Below are 23,331 nucleotides of genomic sequence, written 5' to 3'. Positions count from 1 at the left end.
CCTGTCCGGCTCTCCCTGATGCCACCAGGGAGAGCCGGACAGGCGCTCTACTTCGCGGCTTCAGGCGGTCAGCCCTCGAAGCCGGCCTTGGTGCACGTGTCCTTGTAGGCGTCGATAGCGTCCGTGACCGCGGTGGGGCGGGCGATCGAGCCGTCGAGTGCCTGGTCGAACGGCGCGCGGACCGCCTCGAGGTGGGCGATGCTGACCTCGTCGGCCTTGCCGATGATCAGGCCGATGTTCCTGCTGACGTCGCTGGCCAGGCCGGTCAGATTCTCGTCGAGGGGCGCCTGGACGGCGGGTGCGAGGGTGGTGATGCCTTCGACGAGCGGACCGGCGAAGAACGCGTTGCACGACTCGACCAGGTTGTACTCGCCGGTGCTGATCGGGGCCTCGACCACGGGAGACGGCGCCGCCTGCGAGACCTCTTCGCCGGAGGGCGCGAAGTCGCTGGCCATGTCCTCGAGGGCCGCGCATCCGGACAGCAGGAGTGCACAGGAGACCAGTGCGGCCGTTGCCCAGTTCTTGCTGGTGCTCACGATCTACTTCCCTCACGTCATCGGGTCAGATGAGTGCGGTTCGGTCGCACTCGCCCGCGAGTCTAGCGCCACGCCCGCGACAGAAGGCCAATCGTTGCGGGGCGACGACGAGGCGACGACGGGGCGACGACGGGGCGCGAACACCCGGCCCGCAGCGCTGATCTCGCCGAAAATGCCGGACGCCCAGGTCACCTGCAGTGACCCGGGCGTCCGACGCATTCATGAAGGGTCAGCGGTCGCCGTCAGCCGGCGGCTGGTCCTGCGGCGTGGGGGCCGCGGGAGGCGCTTCGGCCGCCGTCGGACCCGCGCTCGGATTCGACGCCGGGCCGGCGCCGGGGTACGGGTCCGCCGAGCGGAGCACCGAGAGCCGGGAGCGGTACTCGGCCTCGTCGATCTCCCCGCGGGCGAAGCGGTTGCCGAGGAGCGTCACCGGGTCGGCGCCCGCCGCGGCGTGCGCGGCCCAGGGACCGCCCCATCCGCCGCGCGGACCGCGCCGGGCCCGGCGCACGATCAGGAAGATCACGGTGGCGAACAGCAGGAACCACAGCAACGGGAAGATGAAGAAGAACGGGCCGGGCCCGCCCCAGCCGTAGTGGGGCCCGTGGGCGAAGACTTCCGTCGTCGCGGTGAGCATGTCGACCTCCAGCATTCGTTTCGGCCGGTCGTTCCGGCCATGGCACCAGGCTGCGCCTGCCCGACGCCGGGGGCGTCACCCCCGCGTACCTGTTCCCCTACACCCGTGGTGCCGTGCCTCGTTCCTCAGCCCCCACCCTGCGCTGCGCCTCCGGCCCACCCGGGCCGCACCAGACCCGCCTCGTACGCGAGGACCACGAGCTGCGCGCGGTCGCGCGAACGGGTCTTCATGAGCACCCGGGAGACGTGGGTCTTCACCGTCGACTCCGACAGGTACAGCTTGGCGGCGATCTCGTCGTTCGCGAGGCCGCCCGCCACCTCGACGAGCACCTCGCGCTCGCGCGGCGTGAGATCGGCCAGCGCCGGCACCGGCCGGACCGTGCGGGTCGCTTCGGCGACCTTCGCCAGCAGCCGCCGCGTCACCGTGGGCGAGAGCAGCGCGTTGCCCGACGCCGCGACCCGCACCGCCCGCACCAGCTCCGCCGGCTCAGTGTCCTTGACCAGGAACCCCGACGCCCCGGCGCGGATCGCCTCCGTGACGTACTCGTCCAGCTCGAACGTCGTCACGACCACGACGTGCACGTCCGCGGCCCGGGGCTCCGCGATGATCCGGCGAGTCGCCTCGAGCCCGTCCAGGCCCGGCATGCGGATGTCCATGAGCACCACCTGGGGCAGGTGCTCGAGGGTGAGCGCCACGGCGTCGTCGCCGGTCGCGGCCTGGGCGACGACGCGCATGTCGTCCTCGGAGTCGATCAGCGCGCGGAAGCCGCCCCGCACCAGGGCCTGGTCGTCGGCGAGCAGGACGTCGATCATGCGGGTTCTCCGGTCTCGGGGGTGGTCTCGACGGGCTCGGCCCGCGAGTCGCTGGTTGAGCCTGTCGAAACCGGTGAGGTCTCGACAGGCTCGACCCGCGATCTGCTGGTTGAGCCGGTCGGGACCGGGAGCGTGGCCCGGACCTCCCAGCCCGGCCCGTCCGAGCGGGGCCCGGCGGTGAGCGTGCCCCCGGCGCCCTCGACGCGCTCGCGCATCCCGAGCAGCCCGTAGCCGGGCTCGACCGGTTCGCCGGAGGCCACGCCGTCGTCGGCCACCACGACGGTGACGCCGTCGTCCCTGGTCACGCGCAGGGTGACCCGGCGGGCCGACGGCGCGTGCCGGCGCACGTTGGTCAGCGACTCCTGGACCACGCGATGCACGACGCCGGCGATGTGGTCGGGCAGGCCCACCACGTCGGGTCCGAGCTCGACGGCGACGTCGAGACCCTCCGCGTGGGCCTGATCGGCCAGGCGGTGCAGCGCGGTGAGGTCCCAGGTCGGGGCGAGCGGCGCGGCGTCGTCGGGCAGCGGGGGCGAGGCGGGCGGGGTCGCGCCCTCGCGGACTATCCCCAGCACCGTGCGCACCTCGGCCAGCGCGTCCTTGCTGGTGTCGCGGATGTTGGACAGCGCCTCGCGCGCCTGGCCGGGATTCTTCTCCAGCAGGTGCAGCCCCACGCCCGCCTGGACGTTGATGGCGGACAGCGAGTGCGCGAGCACGTCGTGCAGCTCGCGGGCGATCCGCAGGCGCTCCGAGGCGACGGCGGTCCGCTCCCGCTCGGCGGCCGTCTCCCGGGCGGCGGCTCGCGCCGCCACCCGGCGGGAGATCCGGTCCCGCAGGGCGCTCGCGACCAGGAGCACGACGGCGAGCCATGCGGCGCCCGCGATCAGCGCGTCCGACGTCAGGAACCAGGCGCCGTCGCCACGCATCCAGCCGGGACCGTAGGAGCCGGGACCCCACCTGTCGTGCGGCGTCCGGGGCAGCTCGGTGCCGAGCCGCTCCAAGCGCGGGGCGACCAGCGCCGCGACGGACGCCGCGCCTCCGGCGAGCAGGACGGCGCCGGACCAGGCGATCCGCCGGGCCCGCCGCACGTCGCCGCTGAGCATGACGGCGGCGAGCACAGCGGCCGGGCCGAGGAACACGGGGCCCCACGGGCGACCGGTCACCAGGAACGTGAGGGTCGCCGCGACCGACAGGACCGTGGCGAGCGCCGGGCGCCGCGGGAGGAGGAACAGGAGCGCCGCGGGTGCGACCAGCAGCAGGAGCAGCCCGACGAGGCCGGGCCTGGTCGCCCAGGTCTGGCTCTGCGCGGCACCGATCGAGCCCACGTTGGTGACGACCGCGACCGCTGTCGCGACGAACGCGCGTGGTCGCAGGCGGTCGAAGGGCCCGGTGGCGAGCAGGTCCGCGGGGGTGCCGCTCTTCGGACGGGTGGTGCCCAGCATGCTCGCACGCTACGCCGCCCGACGCCGCGCCGCGTCGCCCCCAGGTGCCGCTGCGCGTCACCCTGGGGTGCCGGGCCCATGGTTTGTGGTCGGCAGAAGGTCAGGAGATCGGTAACTCGAGATACCGATCTCCTGACCTATTGCCGATCATCCGGGCTCGACCCTCACGCGAGACGGGAGGTGCGCTCCAGCACGCGGCCGGCGCCGCGTCCGCCGTCGGCCGCCGGGTCCCAGGTGTAGACCTCGGTGCCGGTGATGAAGACGCGCTCGGCGCGGGAGTCGGTGTCGAGCGGGTCACCCGACCAGAGGACGACGTCGCCGTCGAGCCCTTCCTTGATGGCGCCGACCCGGTCGTCCAGGCCGAGGAACGACGCCGGGTTGGTCGTGATCGCGGCCAGCGCGGTCTCGCGGGGCAGCCCGTCGCGCGCCGCGAACGATGCCTGGTGCACCAGGAAGTTGATCGGGATCACGGGGTGGTCGGTCGTGATCGCGACGCGGACGCCGGCAGCCGCCATCACCGCGATGTTGCGGTTCGCCCGCTGCCGCACCTCGACCTTGGACCGTGAGACGAACATCGGGCCGTAGATGACCGGGATGTCCTTCTCGGCGAGGACGTCGGCTATCAGGTGGCCCTCGGTCCCGTGGTTGATGACGAGCCGGTAGCCGAACTCCTCCGACAGGCGGATCGCCGTCGCGATGTCGTCGGCGCGGTGGGTGTGCTGGTCCCAGGCGAGCTCGCCGGCGAGGACCCGGGCCAGCGTCTCCTTGCCCAGGTCGCGCTCGAACGGCTTGCCCTCGGCCGCCGCAGCGTCGCGCTTCGCGACGTAGTTCTGCGCGTCGACGAAGGCCTTGCGGATCACGGCGGCGACGCCGAGGCGGGTCGACGGGAGCTGCTTCTTGTCGCCGTAGACCCGCTTCGGGTTCTCGCCGAGCGCGCTCTTCACGGACACGGAGTCGCTGAGGACCTGCTCGTCCACGGTCCGACCGCCCCAGGTCTTGATCGCGACGGTCTGCCCGCCGATCGGGTTGCCCGAGCCCGGCTTGATGACCGCCGTCGTCACGCCGCCGGCGAGGGCGTCGCGGAAGCCCTCCTCGTCCACCTGGATGGCGTCGAGCGCACGGAACGCGGATCCGTTCGGGTCGGTCATCTCGTTGGTGTCGTTGCCGGCCCAGCCCTCGCCCTCCTCGTGGACGCCCAGGTGGCCGTGCCCCTCGACGAAGCCGGGCAGGAGCCACTTGCCCTGGGCGTCGATCGTCGGGGTCCCCTCGGGAACCTCTACGTCCTGCCCGACGGCGGTGATCACGCCGTCCTCGATGAGCACGGTCCCGTTCTCGACGGGGTCTGTGGCGACGGGGACGACATGGGCGTTGACGATGGCGATGCTGGAGCGGGTTGTCATGGGTACATCATTACCCAGGGTAATGAGGTGCCGGTACAGGCTTCCTGGTCACGGGAGCCCGAACGACCACTCGACAGTCCGTTCCAGCGGGAGCCCGCCGTGGTTGCGGGTCATGGAGTGTGCGGCACGGTTCGTCGTATCCGTCTCAGCCACGACCTCGCGGATGCCCCTGCCCCGCAGGATGCGGGCGACCGTGGCGAGCATCAACGGGGCCAGCCGGGTCCGGCGCCACGCGGGCACGACGCCGATGCAACCCAGCCGGGGTACGGGTCGCCGGAACCAGACCCGGACCAGGCCGTCGTAGGCGCCGGTCTTGCGGTGCACCGCCACCAGGTAGAGGTCCGGGTCGAACTCGTCGTCCTCGAGGGTTCCGCGCAGGTCGGCGACAGTGCCGGACCAGCCCTCGCATCCCGGGACCGACTGCCGCACCTCGTTGTCGAGCGCTGTGACGCGGGCCAGGTCGCACTCGGTCACAGGAACGAGCCGGTGCGTGTCGCTGACAGGTGCTCCGGCCGTTATGCCGTCCAGCGGGATACGCCAGGCCTGCTCCGTCCGGTCGCGCCTGAACCCGGCGCCGGCGAGGACAGGGCCTTCCGTGCGTTCGGCAGACTCCGGACGAGAGACGAGCAGCCTGTCGATGCGGCGGGGCCGCTCAGCGATGACGGCAGGCCAGATCTCAGTGTCTGCGGGAAGGAGCAGCACCCATTTGTCGTCTGGCCGTAGCCAGGCATGGGTGATGTGCCGCCCCACCTGCCAATGCTCGTCGTTGTCCGGCATAGCTCGACAGTCCCGGACGGACGCCGGTGCTGGCTACCGTTTTTGCTGGGTCGGCGGTCTCCTGCGGCGTCAGCCCGCCGACGCCGGGTTGGTCGCCTTGCCGTCGAGCCACAGGGTGTCGGACGCGTCGCTGTGCGTGCCCGACGTGCCCACGTGCTTGCTGCTGATCTGCGGCCCCTTGGTGATGACGTGGACGATGGCCATGCCGTACCCGCGGCCCAGGCCGTAGTCCTCCTTGAGCCACTCGAGGATCGGGGTCGCCTTGGTGGTCGCGTCGAACCCGCGCTCCTCCGCGAGCTTGATGAGCTCGCGCGGGGTGTGCCCCGTCTTGTCCTCGACCGCGTCGAGGTAGGCCTGGAATGACATGGGAGTTCCCTTCACATGGCGGTACGGCACCGAGCGAGCACCGTGTTCTACCAGGACAGACGCCCGTCGCGGACGAAACTCATCGGTGCGGCCCGCTGTCTCGGCACACCCAGTTCAGGTGGCCGAACGCAGGAGGTCCGCCGCGGCCGAGATGCGCGCGGGGTCGCCCGGCGTCGGCGTCCACGGGAGGCGGAGCGAGTCGCGGTCCGGGTCGTCGGCGAACCGGGGAACCACGTGGACGTGGAAGTGGAAGACGGTCTGCCAGGCCGTCTCGCCGGCACAGTTCAGGAGGTTCACGCCGTCGGCCCCGAGCTGCTTCACGGCGCGGCCCGCGACTCGCTGCGCGGTGACGGAGCACGCGGCCAGGTCCTCGGGCGTGACGTCGTGCAGGTCGCGGGCGTGGGCCTTCGGGATCACGAGCGCGTGCCCGTCGGACGCCGGGTTGATGTCCATGAAGGTGAGCGTGCGCTCGTCCTCGTCGATCTGGGTCGAGGGCAGCTCACCACGGACGATGCGGCAGAAGAGGCAGTCGGGATCTTGGGCCATGGGGAGACGCTAGCGGGCGTGACAAGCCCTCTTCAGCGTGCGGATATGTTTATCGATAACTAAACTCGCGGATGATGGATGAGGAGTGGAGGATCGACGTGACGAGCTATGTGAAGTGGCAGGACATTCGCGCCGAGCATGTTGCGCGGGCGGGCGGCGAGGAGGCCTTCGAACGCGGCAAGCAGGAGCTCCTGGCCGAGGTGACCGGATACCGGCTCGCCGAGCTGCGCAAGAAGCGGCGCATGACACAGCAGGAGGTCGCCGATCGGATGGGCGTGACCAAGGGACGCGTGTCGCAGATCGAGAAGGGCAAGATCTCCGGCCAGGAGGTACTTGCCCGCTACGCGAGGGCTCTGGGTGGCGAGCTCCAGCAGGCGATCGTGTTCGACAACGGGGACATCGCAGGCATCGCGTGAGGTGAACGCGCCTCAGGCCTGCAGGCCCTCCCGGCCCCAGCGCGGCGTCGGCCCCGGGTCGCCGAGGTCGGTGCCGACCGGGTCCTGGGAGACCTCCTGTGCGATGGCCGTGCCCCACTCGAAGTAGGACATGAGCGGGGCGTGCAGTTCCGGCGAGTCCGGGAGGGTCTCCTCGACGGCCGCCGACATCAGCTCGAGCCACCGCTGCCGGTGCTCGTCGCGGATCCCGAGGCCGAGATGGCTGTGCAGCAGGGACTGGTGACCGCCGAGCGACGTCGTGAACGCCGTCGGGCCGCCGAACACCTCGCCCAGCCAGACGGCGACGTGCTCGACGTGGCGCGGGCTGAAGTTCGCGAACACGGGCGCGAGCAGCTCGTCGGCCAGCACTCGTTCGTAGAACGCGTCGCTGAGCCGGCGGAGGGCGGGCATGCCGCCCAGCGACTCGTAGAGCGTGGGCTGGGGCTCCATGTGCGGCAGCCTATCCACGGAGTGTCGATACGTGTGCGCTTCTGACTAGCGATTCGGCCCAGAACTCACGCGCCTTTTGGGCCCAATCGCTCGGTAGAAGCGGACCTCCGACCAGTCCGCCGCGCGGATCCATAGACTCGACACCGTGGACTTCTACAACGCCTACGCCCAGGGGTTCGCCCGGGTCGCGGCCTGCACCATCCCCGTCGCTGTCGCCGACCCCGCGGCCAACGCCGCGCTGGTCCTGGACCAGGCGCGGCAGCTGCACGACGACGGCGTGGCCGTCGCGGTGTTCCCCGAGCTCTGCCTGAGCGGCTACGCGATCGACGACCTGCTCATGCAGGACACCCTCCTGGAGGGGGTGCTCGACGCCCTCGCCGACATCAAGGCGGCGAGCACGGAGATCACCACGATGCTCGTCGTGGGGGCGCCCCTGCTGGTCGGCAGCCGCCTGCTGAACGCCGGCGTCGTCGTGCACCGCGGGCGGATTCTCGGCGTCGCGCCCAAGTCCTACCTGCCGAACTACCGCGAGTTCTACGAGAAGCGGCAGTTCGCGTCCGGCGACGAGCACCGGGGCACGTTCACCCTGCTCGGCGAGGAGGTGCCGATCGGTTCCGACCTGATCTTCCGTGCCGACGACATCCCCGGGCTCGCCGTCCACGTCGAGGTCTGCGAGGACATGTGGGTGCCCGTGCCGCCGAGCGCGCTGGCGGCGCTCGCGGGTGCGACGGTGCTGCTGAACCTGTCGGCGAGCCCGGTCACGGTGGCGCGCGCCGAGGACCGCCGTCTGGTCGTGCGCAGCGGGAGCTACCGCTGCAACGCGGCCTACGTCTACACGGCGGCCGGCCAGGGCGAGTCCAGCACGGACCTGTCGTGGGACGGCCAGACGATGGTCTACGAGGCCGGCGACCTGCTCGGCGAGACCGAGCGGTTCCCGGACGGCGCGCGCGCCACCGTGGTCGACGTCGACCTGGACCGCCTGCGCCAGGAGCGCCTCCGCCAGGGCACGTTCGACGACAACCGGCGCGGGCTGGGGATGGCCTCCACAGGCTCCGGCGACGGCGGCGACTTCCGGGAGCTCGCGTTCAGCGTGCACCCGCCGCAGGGCGACATCGGCTTGCGCCGCAAGGTGGACCGCTTCCCCTTCGTGCCCGACGACGCCGAGCGCCTCGCCCTGGACTGCTACGAGGCCTACAACATCCAGGTCACGGGGCTCGAGCAGCGGCTGCGCGCCATCGGGCAGCCGAAGGTGGTGATCGGCATCAGCGGCGGCCTGGACTCGACGCACGCGCTGATCGTCGCCGCCAAGGCGATGGACCGGCTGGGCAGGCCGCGCACCGACATCCACGCGTTCACGATGCCCGGCTTCGCGACCGGCAAGGAGACGAAGGATCGCGCCGTCCGGCTCGCGGAGTCCCTGGGCGTGACGTTCCAGGAGCTCGACATCCGGCCGGCCGCCGAGCAGATGCTGCGCGACCTGGACCACCCGTACTCGGACGGCGTCAAGCAGTACGACGTGACCTTCGAGAACGTCCAGGCCGGCCTGCGCTACGACTACCTGTTCCGTCTAGCGAACCACCGCGGCGGGATCGTGGTCGGCACAGGCGACCTCTCGGAGCTCGCGCTCGGCTGGTGCACGTACGGCGTCGGCGACCAGATGTCGCACTATGCCGTGAACACCGGAGTGCCGAAGACGCTGATCCAGCACCTCATCCGGTGGACCATCGACAGCGGGCAGTTCGCGGCCGAGGCGAGCAGCCCGGTGAACGCCGTCCTGACGGAGATCGTCGAGCAGGAGATCACGCCCGAGCTGATCCCCACCGAGGAGGGCGAGACGCCGCAGTCCACGGAGGCGATGGTGGGCCCGTACTCGCTGCAGGACTTCACGCTGTTCCACGTGCTGCGGCGCGGCTACCGGCCCTCCAAGATCGCGTTCCTGGCCTGGCACGCCTGGCGCACGGTGGACGACGGCGACTGGCCGCCCGGCTTCCCGGCCGCGCGGCGCACCGCCTACGACCTGGCGACGATCCGGCACTGGCTCGACGTGTTCGTGCGGCGGTTCTTCGCCTCGCAGTTCAAGCGGTCGGCCCTGCCGAACGGCCCGAAGGTGTCGGCGGGCGGCACGATGTCGCCCCGCGGGGACTGGCGCATGCCCTCGGACGCGACGGCCGCGGCCTGGCTGGCAGAGCTGGAGAAGAACGTCCCGCAGGCCTGACGCCTTGGTTGTGGGCGTGATCGTTCCGCCTATAGCGGACGGGTAGTCGCAACGATCACGCTCACAACCCGCGAAGGTAGGGTGCCGTCATGCCTGCTGTCTCCGTTGCCCTGGCTCGGCCCGGGAACCGTCGTCTCGTCCGGGTGATCACCGTGTTCGCGGCGGTCCTGACCTTCGTCGCGCTGCTGCTGGTGGCTGGTCCGGCGAGCGCGCACGACCAGCTCCTGTCGTCCGACCCGAAGGACGGCGCGACGCTCGACGAGCAGCCGACGAGCATCTCGCTCACGTTCAACGAGCCGCCGCTCGACACAGGCATCGAGGTCGCGCTGGTCGGCCCGGACGGCGTCGCCGCGCGGGGCTACGACATCCAGGTCGACGACAACGTGGTGACCGCGCAGCTCGACGAGGGCCTGCCGCCGGGCAAGTACGACGTCGCGTGGCACGTCGTCTCCTCCGACGGGCACCCGATCGAGGGCGAGCTCACCTATGTGGTGAAGGGCGAGCCCGAGCCGACGGCGGAGCCGAGCGACGAGCCCGAGATGTCCACGCAGGAGGCCGAGCCGACCGACGAGGCGACCGAGACCTCCAACGGCTCCGACGAGCCGACCACGGCGACGGAGCTCGCTGGCGCCGGGGACGGCGCCGGCACCAGCGGTCTGGCCGTGACCGGCGGCATCCTCGCGGCGGTGCTGGTCGTGCTGGGCGTCGTGGCGATCATGCGCCGCAACATCCTCGAGAACGACAAGCTGCGCCAGGCCAACGAGCCCGACCCCGAGGACCCGGACTCCGAGAAGCCCAACGAGAACCCGGACGGCAAGCCGCACGTCTGAACAAGCCGCACGCCTGAATCAGCGGGCGCGGGCCGCCAAGATCATCGTCAGTACCGCGGGCAGCAGCAGGACGGCGCCCGCCGTGTTGACCGCCTGGAACCCGCCCCAGGCGAGCAGCGGGCCCGCGAGGGCCGCGGAGCCCGCGCCGAAGTAGTTCATCAGTGCGTCCGTCGCGCCCTGCAGCGGTAGCTTGACGTGCGGCTCCGCCACCGAGGCCAGCACCGCCGACGACGCGATCACGCAGGCCGACCAGCCCAGCCCGAGCAGCACGAGCGCGACCGCCGTCAGCACCTCCGTGTCGAGGGGCGGGGTGGCGGCACCGTGCCCGGCGTGCGCACCGGCGTCGGGCACCATGGCCGCGGCCGTGAAGCCCAGGGCGACGGCCGCCGCCTGCAGCGCCATCCCGCCGCCGGCGACCCGCAGCGGCCCGAAGCGGTCCGCCAGCCACCCGAACACGGGGCTGAGCGCGAACATCCCCAGCACGTGCAGGCTGATGACTATGCCGACGAGCTGCAGCGACATCCCGCCGTGCTGCATGTGCACCGGCGTCATCACCATCACCATGATCATCACGCTGTGCGCCACGGCGGTCGTCACCACGGCGAACCGCGCCCGCGGGTGGGCCCAGGCCCAGCGCAGCGCGGTGAGCGCCCCGGTCCGCCCGACGGCGGTGGTGGCACTCGCCACCGCCGCGCTCCCCGCCCGGTCCCGGTACAGGGCCGCGAGGAGGAGGCCGGCCAGCAGGTAGGCGACGACGGAGAACAGGTAGGGACCGCCGAGTGCGGGCACGCCGAGGCCGCCGCCGACGTCGGCGCCGGGCGCCGCGAGGTTGGGCCCCACCACCGAGCCCACGGTCGTGGACCACAGGACTATCGACATGGTCCGGGCGCGTGTGCCCGAGCCGACGTTGTCGGCGGCGGCATACCGGGACTGCAGGTTGGTCGCGTTCGCGACGCCGTAGAGCGTGAGGCCGACCAGGAGCACGACGAGCTGGCCCAGCACGGCCGCCGTCACGATGAGCAGCGCGCCGACCGTGGACAGGGTGTAGCCGAGCGACAGTGCCCAGCGCCGCCCGCGGACCTGGGCGAGCGTCGCCAGCGGGATCGAGGCGACAGCGGCGGCGAGCACGCCGACGGCCTGCGCGAGCCCGGCCATGGACGTGCCGCCCAGGCTCTCCGCGAGCAGCGCGCCCACGGCGGCACCGGACGCGACGCCGACGCCGGCCAGCAGATTGCTGAACACGAGCACGACGAGGTTGCGCCGCGCGTGCGGGGCCTCTTCGGTGGTCGGTCCGGTGGGTTCGGGGTCCGTCTCGGCGGTGCTCACGGCGCCCTCAACGGTTGCTGGGACCTCGGACGGCGGTTTCTCCACGATTTCCTCTCATTGGCGAAGCACTACCGGAACGGTAGACCGCTATGGGTTGCGGAAGTCATCGGATAGTGCGAGGTGACACTGTCTCCGGGGGGCCCACACCGTCGTCGTCCACAGGCTCGTACACAGGTTCGCGTGCTCTGAGAGCAGAAAGTTACCCACGACTCGCCGTAGAAGAGCCCGTTCTCCGCGAATTCCTGCCGATCTGCTGGCAGTATGGGGCCTCGTCGTCGGGCGGGTACCGCCGCGCGACGTGACCGAAGAAGGGAACCGCATGTCGCTCAACAAGTCCGAGCTCGTCTCGGCCATCGCCAGCAAGGCCGAGATCAACAAGACCGAGGCCGAGGCCGCGCTCAACGCCTTCCAGGAGGTGCTGATCGAGTCGCTCGCCAAGGGCGAGGCCGTCAAGGTGACGGGCTTTCTCTCGGCCGAGCGCGTCGAGCGTGCCGCCCGCACGGGCCGCAACCCGCGCACCGGCGAGGAGATCTCGATTCCGGCGAACTTCGGTGTCAAGATCAGCGCCGGCTCGCTGCTGAAGAAGGCCGTCGCGAAGTGACGCTTCGCCGCTGATTTTTACAGCGACGCGAAGGCCCGGTTCCCCACGGGGAGCCGGGCCTTCGCATGTCCGCCGTCAGAGGTCGCCCTTGCGCTCCAGGTACCGCATGGCCACCCAGCCGATCGGGACGCGGCCCCAGTAGGTGCACAGGCGGTACAGGATGGTCGCGGAGAACGCGATGGTCGCAGGCACCCCCGCGGCCGACAGGCCGGCCGTCAGGGCGCCCTCGACGCCGCCGAGGCCGCCCGGCGTCGGGATCATCGCGCCGAGGGCGTTGCCGACCAGGTTGACGAGGGCGATGTCGACCAGCGAGAGCGACTCCCCGAAGGCCGCGAGGCAGCACCAGAGGCCGATGATGTAGCCGAGCGTCATGACCAGGTTCCCGGCCACGCCGAGCGCCAGCCGGCCGGGGTGGCTCAGCATCTGGGCCAGCCGCGGCCAGACCTGCGCCAGCCGCGGCCCGATGTATCCCATGCCCCAGCGCCGCACGGGCGGCACCAGCAGCGTCGCGACGACGCCGAGCGCGATACCCGCCAGCGTGATCAGCACGGCCGGCGACGGCAGCTCGACGAGCGCGCCGGACCCCGTGAAGATCGCCAGCCCCACGAGCAGCAGGACCGTGACGACGAACTGCGACACCTGCACCAGCGCGACCGTGGCGACGGCCATCGACACCGAGACCCCACGCTGGGTCAGCAGCCGCAGGTTGAGCGCGGCCGGGCCGATGCCCGCCGGGGCCGCCAGCGCCACGAACGAGCCGGCGGCGGCGGTGAGCGTGGCCCGCACGATCGGTACGCGCGTCGGGGAGAACGCGACGAGCGTGAGGCCCGCGCCGAACCAGGTGATGAGGGCGAGCGTGAACGCCACGGCGATCCACGACGGGTTGGCCTCGCGCACGGCCTGGGCGATCTCGTTGAAGTTGATGGTCGTGACGATCACGGCGACCGCGATGATCATCAGCGTCGTGGTGAGCACCGTGCGGGCGCTGAACCGGGAGATGCGCTGCGGCTGCACGCTGGCCTCGGGCAGGCGCTCCACCAGGGCGCCCCGCAGCTCGCCCAGGAGGCCCTTCGACCGGCGCACCTCCTCGCGGGTGGTCCGCGGCAGGGCTATCGACTGGATCAGGGGCCCGATGGCGGCGATGTCGTCGTCGGGCAGGGCGCGGACCGCGGAGGCGACGGCGCGGCGCGGGCCGACCCGCAGCCCGATGAGCGCCAGCATCTGCACCAGGTCGAGGCGCCGCGACAGCGGCGACGACGCGATGTCGCCCTGCTCCCAGCCGGTGACCCACACGTGCGGGCTGCCGTCGGGGTCCCGGTGCGTGAGCAGGACGTCCTGGGTGAGCGCGCGGTGCGTGAGGCCCGCGGCGTGGGCCCGGCCGAGCTGCTCCCAGGCCTCGGCGAGGACGTCGTCGCGCACCTTGTCGTCGGGCAGGTCGCGGAGCGAGACGGCGGGGGAGGCGTGCTCCAGCACGAGCACTATCGAATCGCCGAACTCGCCGATCCCGAGGAGCCGCGGCGTGCGGACGCCGGCAGCGGTGGCGGCGTAGGACAGCAGGGCGGTGCGCTCGGCGACGGCCTTGAGCGAGATGGCGGCCCGGCCCTCGATGCCGCGCAGGCGCAGGGACTGCCAGAGGCGCGTGATGAGGCCGACGACCTGCCGGTCGCCGTCGAGCACCACGACGTCCCGGCGCACGTCGTCGTCGCAGTACAGCGCGTACACGCGGTTGTCGCCCGTGCGGCTCAGGGCGAGCGCCGCTGGGTCGTCGGGGGCGGCGTCCGGGGTGCGGTTCTGGAGGGTCTGGGTGGACGCCGGCGCGTCGCCGCCGGTGTGCTCGGTCAGGGCGTGCACCCGGGCCAGCGACGTCGGCGCGAACCCGGCGCGCCGCACGGCCGCCACCAGGTCGGGCCCGTAGGCGCGCTCGCTGCGCGTGCCCGACACGTACTGCACCGCCGAGCCCGCGAGCCGGCCCAGCAGCAGCGCGACGAGGACGCCCGGCAGCGACACCTGGCCCGTGATCAGCACGATCAGCAGGGCGGCGAACATCAGGTTCCACGAGATGCGGACCGTCCGGCGCCGCGTGGCGGGCCCGGCGACGGTGAGCATCGCGGTCACGGCGACGGCGTACTGCGGGATGGCCAGGACGTAGCCGTTGCCGCGCTCCCACACCGACATGCCGCGCACGAGCTCGTCCGATCCGAGGTGGCCCACCAGGAGCGTGGTGAGGATGCCGAGCAGCAGGCCGACGATCCCCGCGATGATGGACTCGACGATCTGCCGGCCGAGGCGGCGGATCCCCAGCTCGATCATCACGGCGACCGGCGCGAACAGGCTCACCAGGCCCTGCAGCACCGCGACGGGGACGAACAGGATCGTGGCCAGCAGGTCGTTGAAGCTCCGGACGTCCTCGGTGACACCCTCGGTGGTGCCGTGCGCGACGACCGAGAGCACCATGACGCCCGCGATGCCGACGGCGCACCCGATCATCCAGAGCAGCGCGCGCGGGTGCCGCACCCGTTCCTCGGGTGTGTCGACGACGCGGACGTGGCCGGACTCGGCCGACGTTGTCTGCGGTGCGTCGGACACTTCGACACCGGCGCCAGCGCGGCCGGTGCGCGAGTTGGACATACCCGCGAGTCTAAGACGGTTGGTCTGTGCATGACCTGAGGGCGACAGGCGGCGCCCGGTATGCCCGGCTCAGGTCGGGGATGTCTTGGGTTCCGGCCTGAGCCGCCTCACCGGATGCCGAGGGCCTCGCGCCATTCGGCCGGCACGAGCGCGTAGCCGACGAACGCCACGATGTCGAGCAGCGTGTGCGCGACGATCAGCGGGATCAGGCGCCGTCGGCCCTCGGGCTGGAACCTGCGCGAGGTGTAGAACCACGAGAAGACGACGCCCATCACCACGTTCCCCAGGAACGGCCCGATGCCCTGGTACAGGTGGTACGAGCCGCGCAGGAGCGAGCTGGCGGCGATGAACTTGATCCGGTTCCAGCCGAGGTCGCGCGTGCGCTCGTAGAGGTAGCCGACGGCGATGACCTCTTCCAGCAGGCCGTTCTGGAACGCGCTGAGCAGCAGCACCGGGACGGTCCACCAGTACGCGTCCAGGGCGCTGGCCTGCACCTCGACGGTGATGCCGACCGCGCGCCCGAGGGCGTAGAACGCCAGGCCGGGGATGCCGATCGCGGCGGCCAGGGCGACGCCCCACCCGAGGTCGCGGCCCGGCCGGGTCCGGTCCAGGCCGAGGCTGCGGGTGGCGCTGCGGCCGTGCTCGCTCAGGAGGTACAGGGCCAGGGCCACCGGGACCAGCGCGAACCCGATGCTCAGGAGCTGGTAGACGAGGTCGAGGTACGGGCGCTCGGACTGGCTCGCGTTCAGTGTGGCGGTCTGCTCGGCGAGCGGAGTGCCGGCGGTCAGCCGGGCCACGATGTTGACGAGCGCGTAGACCGCGGACTGGCCCAGGCTGAGCCCGAGCACGATCCACACCTCGGCGGCGACACGACGGTTGGACAACACCCGCCCGTTATAGCAGCCGTCGCTGGGCGTGGGCCGTGCGCGAGCTCAGCGGCGGCTGTACGGAACGACGGCGGGCACGGCGAACGACGGTCAGTCGCGGTTCGAGGCGCGCCGCACGAAGTCCGCCAGGTCCGCGGACTGGGCCACCCGGGACTCGGGGTGGATGTACATCATGTGGCCCGCGGGGTAGACCCGGGTCTCGATGCGGTCGCGGTACGACGCCGGGATCGCCATCTGGTCGAGGCTGTACTCGATGGCCTCGACCGGGACGCCGCCGTCGTACCGGCCCATGGCGATGTGCACCTGGAGGTGCGGGTTGAGGATCATCGCCGTCGCGAGCTTGTCGGCGACGTCGACGGCCTTGCCCTCGAACTCCTTGTACGACCACGGACGCACCTGGCGGGACAGCACCTCGTAGATCGCGTCGTGCTCGTACTCGAGCTCGCCGCGCAGGTAGTGGTGCAGCGCGGCCGTGTAGGGCCCGGACGTGGCCGACATGAACGGGTCGTACGGCATCTGCTCGTGGATGTAGTGGTCCGCCGGACCGGTGAACCGGGTGTCGAGGCGGCCGGTGACCAGGCGCTGCGCGCGCAGCAGCTCCGCGTAGACGCGCGTGTGCTCCAGGCGCAGGTTCGCGCGGTCGACGTAGTCCTCGCTGAGCCCGGTCAGGGAGGCGATCTTGGTGACGGCGGCGGCGCGCTCGTCGTCGGGCACACGCGCTCCTCGGGCCAGGACGGACGCGTAGGTCTCCGCCCAGTTGCGGGCCTCGGCGACGACGTCGTCCAGCGCGCGCTCGCCGAGGAGCCCGTGGTAGTGCGCCGTCGCGGCGTACACCGGCAGGAACAGCGGGTGCGGCAGGTTGGAGTGCTCGCCGTCGAACAGCGCCTCCAGGTTCAGGGCCGGGGCCACCAGCATGACGCCGTTGAAGAACATGCCGAAGCGCTGCTGCAGGTACTCGGCCAGCGCCGCGCCGCGCGTGCCGCCGTAGGACTCGCCGATGAGGAACTTGGGGCTCATCCACCGGTCGTTGCGGCTCGTCCACAGGCGGATGATCTCGCCGACGGACTCGAGGTCGCCCGTGAAGCCGTGGAACGGCTTGGCCTGCTCGCCCTCGGTCGCGCGGGAGAAGCCGGTGGAGACCGGGTCGATGAACACCAGGTCGGAGACGCGCAGCAGGGACTCCGGGTTGTCGATCAGCCCGTACGGCGGCGCGGTCAGGTTGCCGACGTCGCCCGAGTCGACCCGCCGCGGGCCCAGCAGTCCCAGGTGCAGCCAGACCGACGACGAGCCGGGGCCGCCGTTGAACGCGAACGTCACCGGGCGGCGGGTCACGTCGGTGTCGCGCTGCCCTGAGCCTGTCGAAGGGTCGAGCGTGTAGTACGTGATCGAGACCTCGGCCTTGGGCTTGCGGCCGTCGTACTTGTCCTCCTTGTGGACCTCCTGGCGCAGCACGATCCGGCCGGTCGTCGCGGCGTAGGAGAGGTCGCCCTCTGGGGTGTGCAGCGTGTGGTGCGTGGTGACGAGGTCATCGGTGGGCTCAGGCTTCTTGGCTGGTCCGGCGCCCTTGCCCTCAGCTCCGGAGCCCGGCCCTCGCGGGGTGTCCGTCGTGTCGCCGGTCTGCGTGGTCTTCTCGTCATCCGTCACGCGGGGAACCTATCGCGGGCGACGGGCGGTCTCCAGGGTTAATCCAGGGGCTGCGAGCACGACGGGGGCAGCCCGCATGATGTGCCGCCTCCGCCAGCAGCTCGGCGTGGTCCTGCCACGGGCGCAGGTGGGTGAGGACCAGCAGGCGCGCGCCGGACCGGGCGGCGAGCCGGCCGGCGTCGGCGGCGGTGAGGTGCCCGCCGCGCAGCGGGCCCAGTACCCCGGACGCTTCCGCGAGCAGCACCTCGCACCCCGCGGCGAGCTCGTCGAGGGCCGCGCACGGGGCGGTGTCGCCCGTGTAGCAGAGGGCGTCGTCGACCCGGACGGCGTGGCTGTGCTCGATGTGCTCCGTGGCGGCGAACCGCAGGTCGAACGGGCCCACCCGGCGCTCCCCCGGTGCGAGGTCGGTGGGCGCGTAGACGGTCGGGTTCTCCCGCACCACCGTCCTGAGGTTCGCCGGGCCGTGCACGGGTAGCGGGGGCAGCGGTCCGACGTCGGGCAGCGTGCGCAGGTAGCCGAGCTCCACGAGGTCGGCCCAGTGGTCACCGTGAGCATGCGTGACGACGACGGCGCCGACGTCGGCCGGGGCGACGTACCGCTGCAACGGGCCGACGGCGCCGGTGCCCAGGTCCAGCAGGAGCCGGAACCCGTCCTGCTCCACGAGATAGCACGAGCAGGCCGAGTCGGGGCCCGGCACGGACCCGGAGGACCCCACCACCGTGAGTCGCATCCCGAAAGGCTATCGACTGGGTCCGGCTGCAGAGGGCTAGGCAACCGCTGGCTATGGCCACGCGGTGAGCAGATCGTCCGCGGTCCACACGGCATCGGCGCCGGAACTGTCGGCGCCCGCCGGGCATACCGCGACGAGCCCTGTTCCTGGACCACACCCGGGGACGGAGGTGGCATCTCCAGCGAGGGCCCTGATGTCCGCCGCAGTGATCGGCTTGTCCCGGCGCCACTTCACCGTACCGACGAACGAGATCACCGAAGCCGGACGCGTGTCCGCGCCGACGAGGTCGATCTCGGGTCTGTTCGTGCGTGGCCACCAGCCACCTACCTCACGAACCTCGGCCCAGCGCTTGTCCGGGAGCAATCGTGACAGCGCTTCACGGACCACCGGCTCGATCGCGCGTCCACGCCACGCCGCGTACCCGGCTTGCACCCGCGCGAGAGCCAGGTCCGGGCGCCCGCGGTCGACGTCGGGCAGAGACGGCTCGACGAACGCGAGCCAGAAGCGCAAGGCTGGGTCGGCGACCCGATAGCGCCGGTCCTTGAGCGACGAGCGTCTCGACAACGGCTCATCGGAAGCGACGACCTGCTTGTCCTGCAGCATGTGCAGCAAGCGGGTGATCGTGGCCGCCGTGACGTTGTCCCCCACGGCGTGCTGGATCTTGGTGAACGTGCGCTCTCCACGTCCGCCGATCGCGGTCAGGACGCGCCGGGCCAGGCCGGTCTCGCCGAACTCTCCGTCGAGGACCCGGGTTCCCGATGTGACCAGGGCTGACGTGGGGTGCGTGAAGCTCTCACCCAGAAAGTCGTCCAGCGACATACCAGGTGCCCACTCCTGCGCCACGAGGGGCTGGCCTCCGGTGACGAGGTGGGCGTCGAACGCGTCGAACGACTTCGTTTCCGTGATGGCCGCGATGTCACGTGGGGTAAGTGCCTGAAGGACGAGCTCGACGGCGCGGCCGTAGAAGGGCTGGTCGTGTGCGCTGAGCTGCTCCATCGCCGCCACGTCGCTACCTAGGAGCAGGAGGAGGACGGGCTTCTTCGACAGGTGCTGGTCCCAGGTCCGCTGTAGTTCGCCGGCACCGCCCTGGATGCCTTCGAGCAACCAGGGAAGCTCGTCGAGGATCAGGATCGAGGGGGAGTTGTCCGGCAGGAGCGAGGCTATGAAACGAAGGGTCGTGGTCAGCGAGTCGAACCGTGCGCCCTGAGCCGCCCTGGCGCCGGGGAGGTCTGACTCCGCGACCGACTCGAGGAGACGGAGCAGCTCCTGCTCCGTCGGGGCATACCGTGCCGCCTGGAAGTAGGCGGTGGGAACGCCGGCACGCTCGGCGAACTCGGTGGCCAGACGCGACTTGCCGACCCGCCTCCTACCGCGGAGGAGAACTGCCGTACCTCGGTCCGCACGGCGTCCACGGCGAACCGCATCGAGCAGGCGGTCGAGGTCGGCGAGCTCTCGCGTGCGTCCGACGAAATCCATGGTCCCTCATTACTATCATTGATGATTCTATCACTGACGATAGTAAACCGGCTCCAGAAGTTCCGCACGGGAAGAGGCCTGGGGACGCGAACATCGCCTGGACTGCTTGCCCGGCAGGTTTGCCCCGGCTTCAATGCGGTAAGCGAACCGTGACTGTTGGATATCTCCAACAGTCACGGTTAGGCTCGAGGGAATGGCTCGAGGAGGGCTGAGATGCCGGTGTACGAGTTCACGATGGTCCTCGACCGGGACCTGTCGGACGACGACTACGACAGGCTGTTCGAGGCGGGCCTCGACGACAGTTCCCCGGGCTCCGAGAACGGTCACGGGTACATCGCCGTGACCAGGGAGGCTCCCCGACTGCTGGATGCGATCGTGTCGGCCGTTCATGACACTGTCCGAGCCGGTTTGCGTCCGGTCGCGATCGAGGAAGAGGACCTGCTCACGCTCGGCCAGATCGCCGAACGCTCGGGACGGACTCACGAGTCCGTCAGGCTCCTTGCTGCTGGGCGCCGTGGACCCGGCGGTTTCCCGGGCGCCGTCGGCGCCGGCAAAGCTTCTCTCTACTCGTGGGCAGCGGTGTCGGACTGGTTCGCCGAGAAGCTCGGCGTCGTCGTCCAGCCGCATGATGCGAACGCGCGCCTGCTTGCCGCGGCCTCGCACATCCTGCGCGCACGAGCGTTGGCGCCCACGGAGGATCTTGCTCTTCTCGCCTCTGCCTGACGGTCTCGGTGGCGCCGGCCTCACGAAGACCCTTGTGTTCGTGGCCCGCATCCGGCAGACTGGTTTGCAATACAAACCAGTTTGAGAGGCGAGGAACCCACCATGGCGAGCGATCCGACGTCGGACAGGCCCGCGGAACCAGGCGACCCCGCGGGGCTCGATCCCGCCGAGACCCTCCGCATGATCCAGCGGCAGCAGCAGGCGGCCCGGGACGCCGTCGAGCCCGACGGACGCCTGCTCTTCGGCGCCTGGGGCCTGGCGTGGCTGATCGGGTACCTGACCATGTGGTTCAGCGCTCGCGCCACGGGCCACCCCGAGGGCTGGGCGGGCTGGGTGCTCGCCGGGTGCATCGTCGGCGCGGTGGGGTTCACCATCGTGCACAGCGTCACCCGGACCGCGGGCCTGCGCGGCACGAGCTCCCGGGTCGGCGCGATGTACGGCTGGGCGTGGTTCCTCGGGTTCACGGTCTTCGGCGTCATGCTGGGCGCCATGGGCGACGCCGGCGCGTCGTACGAGGTCATGGCGATCGCCGCGAACGGGTTCGCGTGCGTGGTCGTCGGGCTCATGTACCTCGCGGGCGGCATGCTCTTCGAGGAGGCCCGGATGTACGCCCTCGGCGCGTGGATGCTGGTCACGGCGGGGCTCGCGGCCTTCGCCGGGATGCCGAACGTCTACCTGGTGATGGCCGTCGCGGGCGGCGGCGGGTTCCTCGTCATGGCCGCGGTGGAGCAGGTGGTCCGCGGCCGGCGCCGGTCGCCCGGGACCGCGCGGGCGGCGGACGGCGGTGCGCAGAGTGCCTGAGGAGCTCGACCCCGTCATCCACGCCCCCGCGCGGCTGCGCGTCGTGGCCTCGCTCGCGGCCCTGGGCCGCGGGGACGAGGTGGCCTTCCCCAAGCTGCGCAAGCTGCTCGACATGACCGCCGGGAACCTGTCGACCCACCTGCGCAAGCTGGAGGACGCCGGGTACGTGCGGGTCACCAAGACCCACGAGGGCAGGATGCCGGCGACCTACCTGGCCCTCACCGAGACCGGCCGCACCGCATTCGCGGACTATCAAGCGGCACTGATGGACCTATTGAAGGGAGCACAGGGATGAGTGCGGTAGAGGTCAGCGCCGTGGAGGTCAGGGGTGTGACGCGGCGCTTCGGCGACGTCGTCGCCCTCGACGATGTCTCGCTGGAGGTGGGGCACGGCGAGCTGGTGGGCCTGCTCGGACCCAACGGGGCCGGCAAGTCCACGCTGCTGTCGCTGGTCAGCGGCCAGCGGCGGCCCGACGCCGGAGTGGTGCTGCTGGACGGCCGCGACCCGCGGGACGCCCGGGCGCGCACGGTGCTCGGCCTGACCCCGCAGGAGACGGGCCTGCCCGCGACGCTGCGGGTGCGCGAGATCGTCGACTTCGTGGGCGGCCACTACTCGAACCCGGTGCCCACCGGCGAGCTGCTGGAGCAGTTCGGGCTCACCGAGCTGGGCAAGCGCCAGACCGGTTCGCTCTCCGGCGGCCAGAAGCGGCGCCTGGCCGTCGCGATGTCCCTGGTGGGCAGGCCGAGCGTCGTGCTGCTCGACGAGCCGACCACGGGGCTCGACGTGTCCGGCCGCGCCGCGCTGTGGGACGCCATCCGGGCGTACCACGCCGACGGCGGGACGGTGCTCCTCACCTCGCACTACCTGGAGGAGGTGCAGGCCCTCGCCGAGCGGGTGGTCGTCATCGACCGCGGCAAGGTGCTCGCCGACGACTCCCTCGACGCCATCCTCGGCCGGGTGGGCGCACGCCGGGTCCAGCTGACCGACGCCGCGGGGGCGCGGCAGGAGCACGTCGTGCCCGACTCCGACGCCTTCGTGCGGGAGCTGGTCGCGTCCGGCGCGGAGTTCCGCGACCTGGAGATCCGGGGCGCGTCCCTCGAAGAAGCGTTCGGGCAGCTGGTCGGGCACGAGATGACCGAAGGAGCGGTGCGATGAGCGCGGTGGCGAGCACGACGACGTCGGGCAGCGAGAAGGCCGGCGGCGAGGCGACGGGCAGCGAGAAGGCCGGCGGCGAGGCGACGGGCAGCGAGAAGGCCGGCGACGGGCGCACCCAGCCCTTCCTGGCGCTGTCCTGGCTGCACCTGAAGTACCAGTTCCTGGAGACCGTCCGGATCCCCGTCGCGGTGCTCGGGAACGTGCTGTTCCCGTCGCTGTCGATGTTCTTCTTCGTCGTGCCGCAGACGGACGTCGCCGGCGATCCCCTGTTCGCGACGACCGCCGTGGCCGCGCTCGGGCTGTTCGCCGTGTGCTCGGCCAGCCTGTTCACCTACGGGCTGGGCGTGGCCGAGGACCGGCAGCTGCCGTTCTACCCGTTCCTCCGGTCGCTGCCCGCAGGGCCCGGCCCGCAGATGGTGGCGCGCGTGCTGAACGGCGGGATCTTCTCGCTGTTCGGCCTGCTGCCGCTGATCGTGATCGGCTGGCTGTTCACGGCAGCCACCGTGACCCTGGGACAGCTGCTCGCCGGCATCGGGACCATCCTCGCGGTGTCCGTGCCGTTCGTGCTGCTCGGCATGGCGATCGGGTACGCGCTGTCGGCCAAGGCGGCGCTGCCCGTGGTGCAGATCATCCTGTTCCCGCTGGCCTTCGCGGGCGGGCTGTTCCTGCCGCCCCAGCTCTTCCCGGGCTGGCTGGACGCGATCTCGCAGGCCACGCCCACCCGCGCCGGCCGAGACCTGCTGGTCCAGGCCACGACGGGGGCCGAGGCCTACACCCTGGCGATCCCGGTCCTGGCCGGCTGGACCCTGCTGTTCGCGGTGCTGGCTGTCGTCTCCTACCGCAACGACGAGGGCCGCCGCTTCCGCTGACGGCCCCCGCTGGTCGAGCTTGTCGAGACCAGTCCGGTCTCGACAAGCT

General features: G+C 71.4%; 24 protein-coding genes. 9 read left to right on the top strand and 15 right to left on the bottom strand.

Going from position 1 to position 23,331, the window contains the following annotated elements:
- Positions 1-68 precede the first annotated feature (68 nt).
- The 8 genes from ACFT2C_RS26180 to ACFT2C_RS26145 form a co-directional block, all read right to left on the bottom strand.
- Positions 69-536 (bottom strand): hypothetical protein, encoded by a 468-nt coding sequence (locus tag ACFT2C_RS26180; protein WP_377210026.1) that lies wholly within the window; start codon positions 534-536, stop codon positions 69-71.
- 229 nt (positions 537-765) lie between these two features.
- The gene (locus ACFT2C_RS26175; protein WP_377210025.1) at positions 766-1,170 is read right to left on the bottom strand and encodes an SHOCT domain-containing protein; all 405 of its coding nucleotides are present in this window, start codon (positions 1,168-1,170) and stop codon (positions 766-768) included.
- 125 nt (positions 1,171-1,295) lie between these two features.
- Positions 1,296-1,982: a response regulator gene (locus tag ACFT2C_RS26170; RefSeq protein ID WP_377210024.1), complete on the bottom strand. Its 687-nt coding sequence runs from the start codon at positions 1,980-1,982 to the stop codon at positions 1,296-1,298.
- The gene (locus ACFT2C_RS26165; protein ID WP_377210023.1) at positions 1,979-3,424 is read right to left on the bottom strand and encodes a sensor histidine kinase; all 1,446 of its coding nucleotides are present in this window, start codon (positions 3,422-3,424) and stop codon (positions 1,979-1,981) included. The genes ACFT2C_RS26170 and ACFT2C_RS26165 overlap by 4 nt, the downstream gene beginning before the upstream one ends.
- Before the next feature lie 164 nt (positions 3,425-3,588).
- Positions 3,589-4,824, bottom strand: a complete 1,236-nt coding sequence (locus ACFT2C_RS26160) for an amidohydrolase (RefSeq protein WP_377210022.1) — start codon at positions 4,822-4,824, stop codon at positions 3,589-3,591.
- Positions 4,825-4,872: 48 nt separating this feature from the next.
- Entirely contained in the window at positions 4,873-5,601 is a 729-nt protein-coding gene (locus tag ACFT2C_RS26155; protein WP_377210021.1) for a GNAT family N-acetyltransferase, read from the bottom strand.
- A 69-nt stretch (positions 5,602-5,670) separates the two neighbouring features.
- Positions 5,671-5,967, bottom strand: a complete 297-nt coding sequence (locus ACFT2C_RS26150; RefSeq protein WP_377210020.1) for a DUF4287 domain-containing protein — start codon at positions 5,965-5,967, stop codon at positions 5,671-5,673.
- A gap of 114 nt (positions 5,968-6,081) precedes the next feature.
- Positions 6,082-6,513, bottom strand: a complete 432-nt coding sequence (locus ACFT2C_RS26145; RefSeq protein WP_377210019.1) for an HIT family protein — start codon at positions 6,511-6,513, stop codon at positions 6,082-6,084.
- 98 nt (positions 6,514-6,611) lie between these two features.
- Between ACFT2C_RS26145 and ACFT2C_RS26140 the strand changes: the two genes are divergently transcribed.
- A complete protein-coding gene (locus ACFT2C_RS26140) occupies positions 6,612-6,929 on the top strand; it encodes a helix-turn-helix domain-containing protein (protein ID WP_377210018.1) in 318 nt (105 codons plus the stop codon).
- 12 nt (positions 6,930-6,941) lie between these two features.
- Here the strand turns inward: ACFT2C_RS26140 and ACFT2C_RS26135 are convergent, their stop codons facing one another.
- Positions 6,942-7,397, bottom strand: a complete 456-nt coding sequence (locus ACFT2C_RS26135; protein ID WP_377210017.1) for a group II truncated hemoglobin — start codon at positions 7,395-7,397, stop codon at positions 6,942-6,944.
- Between the two features lie 145 nt (positions 7,398-7,542).
- Here ACFT2C_RS26135 and ACFT2C_RS26130 point away from each other — a divergent pair, with 145 nt between their 5' ends.
- Both ACFT2C_RS26130 and ACFT2C_RS26125 read left to right on the top strand, forming a co-directional pair.
- Positions 7,543-9,612 (top strand): NAD(+) synthase, encoded by a 2,070-nt coding sequence (locus tag ACFT2C_RS26130; protein ID WP_377210016.1) that lies wholly within the window; start codon positions 7,543-7,545, stop codon positions 9,610-9,612.
- Positions 9,613-9,701: 89 nt separating this feature from the next.
- Complete coding sequence (locus ACFT2C_RS26125; protein WP_377210015.1) at positions 9,702-10,442, top strand: copper resistance protein CopC; 741 nt, start codon at positions 9,702-9,704, stop codon at positions 10,440-10,442.
- 18 nt (positions 10,443-10,460) lie between these two features.
- Here the strand turns inward: ACFT2C_RS26125 and ACFT2C_RS26120 are convergent, their stop codons facing one another.
- On the bottom strand, positions 10,461-11,768 hold the full coding sequence (locus tag ACFT2C_RS26120) for an MFS transporter (RefSeq protein WP_377210014.1): 1,308 nt from the start codon (positions 11,766-11,768) through the stop codon (positions 10,461-10,463).
- Between the two features lie 319 nt (positions 11,769-12,087).
- Between ACFT2C_RS26120 and ACFT2C_RS26115 the strand changes: the two genes are divergently transcribed.
- Positions 12,088-12,369: an HU family DNA-binding protein gene (locus ACFT2C_RS26115; RefSeq protein WP_020015632.1), complete on the top strand. Its 282-nt coding sequence runs from the start codon at positions 12,088-12,090 to the stop codon at positions 12,367-12,369.
- Positions 12,370-12,444: 75 nt separating this feature from the next.
- On the opposite strand, the gene ACFT2C_RS26110 is transcribed toward ACFT2C_RS26115, so the two are convergent.
- From ACFT2C_RS26110 to ACFT2C_RS26090, 5 genes are all read right to left on the bottom strand, one after another.
- Positions 12,445-14,997 carry a flippase-like domain-containing protein gene (locus ACFT2C_RS26110; RefSeq protein ID WP_377210013.1) on the bottom strand — a complete coding sequence of 851 codons (2,553 nt, stop codon included), beginning with the start codon at positions 14,995-14,997 and terminating at the stop codon, positions 12,445-12,447.
- A gap of 107 nt (positions 14,998-15,104) precedes the next feature.
- The gene (locus ACFT2C_RS26105; RefSeq protein WP_377210012.1) at positions 15,105-15,881 is read right to left on the bottom strand and encodes a CPBP family intramembrane glutamic endopeptidase; all 777 of its coding nucleotides are present in this window, start codon (positions 15,879-15,881) and stop codon (positions 15,105-15,107) included.
- A 93-nt stretch (positions 15,882-15,974) separates the two neighbouring features.
- Entirely contained in the window at positions 15,975-17,528 is a 1,554-nt protein-coding gene (locus tag ACFT2C_RS26100) for a S10 family peptidase (RefSeq protein WP_377210011.1), read from the bottom strand.
- Positions 17,518-18,258: an MBL fold metallo-hydrolase gene (locus ACFT2C_RS26095; protein WP_377210010.1), complete on the bottom strand. Its 741-nt coding sequence runs from the start codon at positions 18,256-18,258 to the stop codon at positions 17,518-17,520. Before ACFT2C_RS26095 ends, ACFT2C_RS26100 begins: the two co-directional genes overlap by 11 nt.
- A 51-nt stretch (positions 18,259-18,309) precedes the next feature.
- Positions 18,310-19,734, bottom strand: coding sequence for an ATP-binding protein (locus ACFT2C_RS26090; RefSeq protein WP_377210009.1), 1,425 nt, complete (start codon positions 19,732-19,734; stop codon positions 18,310-18,312).
- Positions 19,735-19,947: 213 nt separating this feature from the next.
- Here ACFT2C_RS26090 and ACFT2C_RS26085 point away from each other — a divergent pair, with 213 nt between their 5' ends.
- From ACFT2C_RS26085 to ACFT2C_RS26065, 5 genes are all read left to right on the top strand, one after another.
- A complete protein-coding gene (locus ACFT2C_RS26085) occupies positions 19,948-20,457 on the top strand; it encodes a hypothetical protein (RefSeq protein WP_377210008.1) in 510 nt (169 codons plus the stop codon).
- 102 nt (positions 20,458-20,559) lie between these two features.
- Complete coding sequence (locus ACFT2C_RS26080; RefSeq protein ID WP_377210007.1) at positions 20,560-21,258, top strand: hypothetical protein; 699 nt, start codon at positions 20,560-20,562, stop codon at positions 21,256-21,258.
- The gene (locus tag ACFT2C_RS26075) at positions 21,251-21,553 is read left to right on the top strand and encodes a transcriptional regulator (RefSeq protein WP_377183116.1); all 303 of its coding nucleotides are present in this window, start codon (positions 21,251-21,253) and stop codon (positions 21,551-21,553) included. The genes ACFT2C_RS26080 and ACFT2C_RS26075 overlap by 8 nt, the downstream gene beginning before the upstream one ends.
- The gene (locus ACFT2C_RS26070; RefSeq protein ID WP_377210006.1) at positions 21,550-22,413 is read left to right on the top strand and encodes an ABC transporter ATP-binding protein; all 864 of its coding nucleotides are present in this window, start codon (positions 21,550-21,552) and stop codon (positions 22,411-22,413) included. Before ACFT2C_RS26075 ends, ACFT2C_RS26070 begins: the two co-directional genes overlap by 4 nt.
- Positions 22,410-23,282 (top strand): ABC transporter permease, encoded by an 873-nt coding sequence (locus ACFT2C_RS26065; RefSeq protein WP_377210005.1) that lies wholly within the window; start codon positions 22,410-22,412, stop codon positions 23,280-23,282. Before ACFT2C_RS26070 ends, ACFT2C_RS26065 begins: the two co-directional genes overlap by 4 nt.
- Positions 23,283-23,331 lie beyond the last annotated feature (49 nt).

Source organism: Promicromonospora sp. NPDC057138, assembly GCF_042670845.1.
Lineage (GTDB): Bacteria > Actinomycetota > Actinomycetes > Actinomycetales > Cellulomonadaceae > Promicromonospora.
This window is presented reverse-complemented; position numbering and strand designations above follow the sequence as displayed.